General features: G+C 42.2%; 5 protein-coding genes and 2 pseudogenes. 4 read left to right on the forward strand and 3 right to left on the reverse strand.

The genetic code is table 11. The features are described 5' to 3' along the window. Both IQ242_RS27175 and IQ242_RS14350 read left to right on the forward strand, forming a co-directional pair. Positions 1-121: pseudogene (locus IQ242_RS27175) on the forward strand (prevent-host-death protein); the annotation flags it as partial. Next, positions 121-375: a type II toxin-antitoxin system RelE/ParE family toxin gene (locus tag IQ242_RS14350; RefSeq protein WP_052276585.1), complete on the forward strand. Its 255-nt coding sequence runs from the start codon at positions 121-123 to the stop codon at positions 373-375. The pseudogene IQ242_RS27175 and the gene IQ242_RS14350, both read left to right, overlap by 1 nt. A gap of 343 nt (positions 376-718) precedes the next feature. On the opposite strand, the gene IQ242_RS14355 is transcribed toward IQ242_RS14350, so the two are convergent. Further along, positions 719-1,912, reverse strand: a complete 1,194-nt coding sequence (locus IQ242_RS14355) for a Coenzyme F420 hydrogenase/dehydrogenase, beta subunit C-terminal domain (RefSeq protein WP_193960428.1) — start codon at positions 1,910-1,912, stop codon at positions 719-721. A gap of 115 nt (positions 1,913-2,027) precedes the next feature. Beyond that, on the reverse strand, positions 2,028-2,945 hold the full coding sequence (locus tag IQ242_RS14360; protein ID WP_193960429.1) for a histone deacetylase: 918 nt from the start codon (positions 2,943-2,945) through the stop codon (positions 2,028-2,030). A gap of 160 nt (positions 2,946-3,105) precedes the next feature. On the opposite strand from IQ242_RS14360, the gene IQ242_RS14365 reads away from it, so the two are divergent. Then, a complete protein-coding gene (locus IQ242_RS14365) occupies positions 3,106-3,975 on the forward strand; it encodes an alpha/beta fold hydrolase (RefSeq protein ID WP_193960430.1) in 870 nt (289 codons plus the stop codon). A gap of 200 nt (positions 3,976-4,175) precedes the next feature. Further along, a complete protein-coding gene (locus IQ242_RS14370) occupies positions 4,176-5,114 on the forward strand; it encodes a glycosyltransferase family 2 protein (RefSeq protein ID WP_193960432.1) in 939 nt (312 codons plus the stop codon). A 274-nt stretch (positions 5,115-5,388) separates the two neighbouring features. On the opposite strand, the pseudogene IQ242_RS14375 reads toward IQ242_RS14370, so the two are convergent. After that, positions 5,389-6,046: pseudogene (locus IQ242_RS14375) on the reverse strand (ammonium transporter); the annotation flags it as partial.

Genomic DNA, 6,046 nt, shown 5'->3' on the forward strand with positions numbered 1-6,046 from the left:
ACAAGAAACCATCGAATTACTATCTATTCCCGACTTAAGAGAAAGCTTACAACTATCTCTACAGCAAATTAATGAAAATGAAACCTATTCTCTTGAGGAAGTGTTGGGAGACATTGATTAATGGTTTATGAAGTCAGATTTACCAAAGAAGCTAAAAAAGATGTTGATAAGCTAACCCCTAAACTTAAGAAGAAACTGAAGTCAATTATCCAAGATACCCTGAGTATTTCTCCCTATAGTGGCAAAAAATTAGTAGGAGATTTAACGGGTTTCTACTCAATTCGCTTAAGTTATCAAGATAGAATACTTTACACCATTAATGATGAACAGAAGTTAATCTATATTCATCGTACTAAAACCCATTATGGCGAATAAACTAGACCTTGAAAATTCTTGAAAACTAGGGTCTGTAGGCGCACGGATTTTCCATTATGAATATAGTATCATGTCAAGAGGCTTTTGTCAAGAGAAAATTTAACAACATCCAGAAAAACGTGGCCGATTGTAGGGGTAATTCATGAATTACCCCTACACCTATTACCTAGTCCAGTAGGGTGCGTTAGACGGCCAAAATTTCCGCTTTGACTTGAAGCTAACAATCCGTCGTAACGCACCACCTATCATTGACTTGAGGCGAAGCATTCGGACGATAACCTATCGCTGAAACCGTAGATTTGCTATCCGAATGATGCGCCCCTACTTTGTCAGCATACCCTAATTAATCGGGCAATTTATACTGTTCCACAATCTTCTTAGCATATTCAGGAACATGAGCTGCTAATTTTTCAGGATAATTACGTTTAACATAAAGGTAATTACGGGTAAAGTGAGAATCGATAGAAAAGCGAGCATATTCTAAACCTTTAGGTCCGATTTTTTCAATTACTACTCCCATCATTTTTGCCGCCCACATCGGCAAGGTTACACCTTTATCGTAGGCAGGAATACTATTTTGTACCGCCTGTTTTCTATCACCACTAGACATAACATCTTGGGTATCTAATTGATCTTTAACTAACTCTAACATTTCCTTGCCCGTATCATTACGAACCATAATCCATTGCCAGCCAAAAGGTGCGCCCATATAGCCCACAACCAAATCGGCAAGGGAGTTAACATAATCAAAACAAGTCATACAGGAAGGGGCAAAAACATCTTTTAATTTATTAGTTTTTAAGCCAAAAAAGGGAACCATTTCCATCGAGCCATCTTCGTGTTTAAAATGTACCCGAAAGTCCTGCATAAATTCGTAGTGAACCACAGTTTCTGGGGAACGACTGGTAGTTTCTAGAAACTTTTGTAGTCCTGAGCGGGTGACATTATCGACGCAGGGAGTTCCTAAGACATATAATTTTTCTAAACCTAATTTTTTTTCTACTGCTCTTAGGGCTTGAATTTGACAACCAACTCCGATAACTAATAACCGTTTCATGCCCGATTTTTCAATTTCTTCTAGGACTGATAAATTAGGAGAAAGAGTCGGTTTATTAACTTTAGCGGCGAGAATTTCTTCCGTGGTACGAGCGAGAATCGGCTGCGGTTGAAAGCGATCCTCGGCGGTATTCTGCACACAAACCACCCCTTCTACTAAACCACGATCGAGCATTTCACAGGCAATTGTACTGACGATTCCTGTCCATTGCGCCCCAGGGATAGCTTGTTTTTTCTTGGCAGCCATCATCTCTTGATGAACACCAAAATAGAGATCATTTTCCTGATTTAAGTCGCGACTTTTGCCGTGTGCTTCTGCTTCTAAATCGGCGATTTGTTGATTGAGAAAAGCACAAGCTTCTTTAACATAGTGAATATAATAAGTGTCACAAAGTCCGCACTCGCTACACAATTCTTTGGCAGGACGACGACTATTAGGCTTGAGGGCTTTGGCTTTGAGGTGTGGCGCAAGGGAGTTCATAATCTTAAAAGGCAACTAGGTCAAGGGTTTTTTTCTATCGATCGTTTACCTTACCGCATTAGATCGCTTTGTTAGCAATCTTTTTAAAGAAATGTAACGATTACCCGGAATAGGATCAGAGCAAAGCTTCTAAGGTGGCGACGACGGAAGCCGCTAAAGTTTCTAAATCATAACCGCCTTCTAAGCCGAAAAGCAGCGGTTTATTGAGAGTTAAGAGGTATTTCGTTAAAATTCCATAATCTTGTGGGTGTAAACAAATTCCCGCCAGAGGATCCGCTTGATTGGCATCATATCCAGCACTAACAATCACTAAATCCGGTTGAAAATTTTTCAGAAAAGGTATGACTTGCCCCTCAAAATGTTCTTGATAATCTTTAATGGTACTTCCCGCCGATAAGGGAATATTCAAAACATTATTAAACTCCCCTTTTTCTCGCGCTTCTCCCGTGCCGGGATAAAAGGGGAATTGATGGAGGGAACAATAGGCAATCTGGGGATGATTTTCGACTATATCCTGGGTGCCATTGCCGTGATGTACGTCCCAATCGAGAATCGCTACTTTTTGCACTCTTTTGTTTTCTAAAGCATAATAGGCGGCAATAGCAGCATTAGAAAATAGACAGAAACCCATGCCATAATTAGAAGTGGCATGATGTCCGGGTGGACGGGCTAAAATAAAGGCAGGATCGCCAGTAGATAAAACTCGATCGACTCCATCTAACCAGCCACTAACCGCTAGTAACGCCACATCGTAACTACGGGCAGAAACGGGAGTATCTGCATCCAATCTTCCCCTACCCCGTTGACAAATTCGCCGCAATCCATCAACATAATCTTGATTATGAACTTGTTTAATCAAAGGGATTACTTCGTCACGAATTTCGATCGGTGTCGGTAAATGCCATGTTAATTTTGACTGCCATTCTGTTTGTTTTAAAGCCTCGACAATTGCCGTTAAACGCGCCGCTTTTTCGGGATGGTAAATACCTGTATCGTGATCGAGAAATTCATCGGAATAGATAATCGAGATCATAATCAAATTACTGCTTAACTCGTTGATTTTTGAGCAACCCAATGGTTTTAATCTACCAGAAAAGCAGCGGCTTGAGCGGCTATAGTGAAAAAACTTTACTGATTGGGTCACTTTTGCCAGATGATGCAATTATCTTTCCCCAAGGTGACAGGAGGCAAAAATGCTGACAAATTTTCGGAAATTTCAGCTAGAAGTTAATGACATTACTATCAATGGTGTCAAAGGTGGGCGCGGTTTTCCGCTGCTTTTGCTTCATGGTTATCCCCAAACCCATCAAATGTGGCATAAAATCGCCCCCCGATTAGCGGCTAATTTTACGGTGATCGCCACGGATCTGCGCGGCTATGGGGATAGCGATAAACCCTTACCCCTAGAGGATTCTAGCAATTACTGCAAGCGAGTCATGGCCCTCGATCAGGTATTGCTGATGGAAAAATTGGGTTATCAGGAGTTTTATCTAATCGGCCACGATCGAGGGGCGCGAGTTTCCCACCGTCTCGCCCTTGATTTTCCCAAAAAGGTCAAAAAACTCGTTTTACTCGATATAGCACCAACGATGGCGATGTACGATGCGACTGATAAAACTTTTGCCACTGCCTACTATCATTGGTTTTTCTTGATTCAGCCTTCTCCTTTTCCCGAAACCCTGATCGCCGCTAATCCCGATTATTATCTGCAACATTGCTTGCAAAGTTGGGGTCGAGATTTTAGCGCTTTTACAGAGGAAGCTTTGGGGGAATATCGGCGTTGTTTTCGAGATTTAAGCACGATAACCGCCACTTGTGCCGATTATCGGGCTGCCGCTACCATCGATTTAGAGCATGATCGTCAGGATTTGGACCGGAAAATTTCCTCTCCCCTCTTGGTTCTTTGGGGAGAAAAAGGTTTCATTGCACGTCAATACGATGTGATCGCTCTTTGGCAGCAGCGAGCTAATCAAGTCACCGGACAGGCGATCGCCAGTGGTCATTTTTTACCGGAAGAAGCACCGGAAGAGACGGGACAGGCGATCGAGGAGTTTCTTGGCTAAGTAAAGATATTGATAGCGAAATTCTCTGAGTTAGGAGCCAGAAGAAAGGAGGTAAATCGTTAGCTAATCGGGGTTTCACTTTGACAAAATTATACTCCTGTTAGAATCTTGAACCTAAGATAATTATTAAACACAGGAGGAAAAAACTGGGATTAAATCGATTTTTTTCAATCAATTACCAATCAAATATTATTATGCAAATGCTAAAATATTCCCTGATTGTCCCCATCTATAACGAGGAAGAAACTATTGCCGAACTATATCGCCGGGTGAGTGCCATCATGAATAATTTAGATGGGGCGGTAGAATTAATTATAGTAAATGATGGTAGTAAAGATAGTTCCTTAAAACTGCTGCGAGAACTGCACAAAGCTGATTCACGAGTATGTTATATCAGTTTCGCCCGCAATTTTGGTCATCAAGCGGCGGTAACTGCTGGACTTAATTTTTGCCGAGGACAAGTAATTATTGTTTTAGATGCTGACCTGCAAGATCCGCCCGAATTAATTCCCCAAATGATTGAAAAATGGCAAGAGGGGTATCAAGTAGTTTATGCCCAAAGAACCAAAAGAAAACAAGAAAGTTGGTTTAAAAAACTGACGGCCTATCTCTTTTATCGTTTGCTTAAAAGACTAGCCGATGTGGATATTCCCGCCGATACAGGAGACTTTTGTTTAATGGATCGTCAGGTAGTAGATATATTAAATTCTCTCCCGGAAAGAAATCGTTATATTCGTGGGTTGCGCGCTTGGATTGGCTTTCCACAAACTGCGGTTAAATTTGAACGGGATGCGCGCTTTGCCGGGGAAGTAAAATATACCTTTAGCAAATCATTATCTTTAGCTATTAATAGCCTAGTATCTTTTTCCCGTGTCCCCTTACGTTTTGCCACCTATCTAGGATTATTTTCTGCCCTGATATCTTTGATTATGGCTCTGTTAGTATTATATTGGCGTTTACAGCAGCCCAACTCACCGATCACGGGTTTTGCCACGATTATGATCGCTATATTTTTTCTTGGTTCTGTACAGCTAATTAGCATCGGAATACTAGGAGAATATATCGGTAGAATTTACGAGGAAGTTAAAGGCAGACCCACCTATACAATTGCTGAGTTAGCTGGCTTACAAATTTCTTGATTCTTGTCAGTAAGAATCGGTAATTTTTTGCTGTTTTGCCCATCTGGATCAAACTTGATCCGCCTTGGCGATCGCTAATCCTTAAGCCTTGGCGGAGAGTTTCTCGGTCTCGGAGAATCTTCGTACAATAACGATCGAGCATTCTTTGCCAGCGACGGACAGGATCACAATCCCCGGTGACAGAGACGAGACGACCAAAAACGGAATTTTTTAGCCCAGTTTCACAGAGACGAAATTTCGCCTCTGTTGGCTGGATCGATAGCTGATTAAATCGCTAATAATTTTCTTGCGGATTTGTGGCGGGAGGATTTTCTTGGTAGGAAAAGCTGCTACCAAACTCGAATTCCTGTCCGTAGGCTTCCTCTCCGTGTTCAGGAACATCTAACCCTTCTGCTTCCGTATTCGGTTTAACCCGCAGCTCCATAAATAGACTGAGAATTTTCAGGATAACAAAAGTACCCACGGCAGCAAAGATATAAGTAGCGGCAACGCCAACAAATTGCGTCCACAGTAACCCCGCATTCCCAAAAAATAAACCATCATTTCCAGCTGAATTAACCGATTTTGTGGCAAAAAGCCCCGTAAGCAGCGCCCCTATTGTCCCGCCGACACCATGGACAGGATAGGTATCCAAAGAATCATCAAAGCGCAATTTTGCCCGCAGACTAACCGCAAAAAAACAGGTAAGGGCAGTGATCGAACCAATGAGAATCGCCCCAATCGGCAGCACATAACCGGCAGCGGGAGTAATACCCACTAATCCCCCTAAAAATCCACTAGCAATACCGATCGCCGTCGGTTTACCCCGTAAAATCCATTCTATAAGCATCCATGTCAAACCACCGGCCGAAGCGGCGATACTGGTATTAACAAAAGCTGTCGTGGCCAGGGAACTAGAGGAAAGCGCACTACCACCATTAAAACCAAACCAA

It is taken from the genome of Microcystis sp. LEGE 08355 (assembly GCF_015207185.1).
In the GTDB taxonomy this organism is placed as follows: Bacteria; Cyanobacteriota; Cyanobacteriia; order Cyanobacteriales; family Microcystaceae; genus Microcystis; species Microcystis panniformis.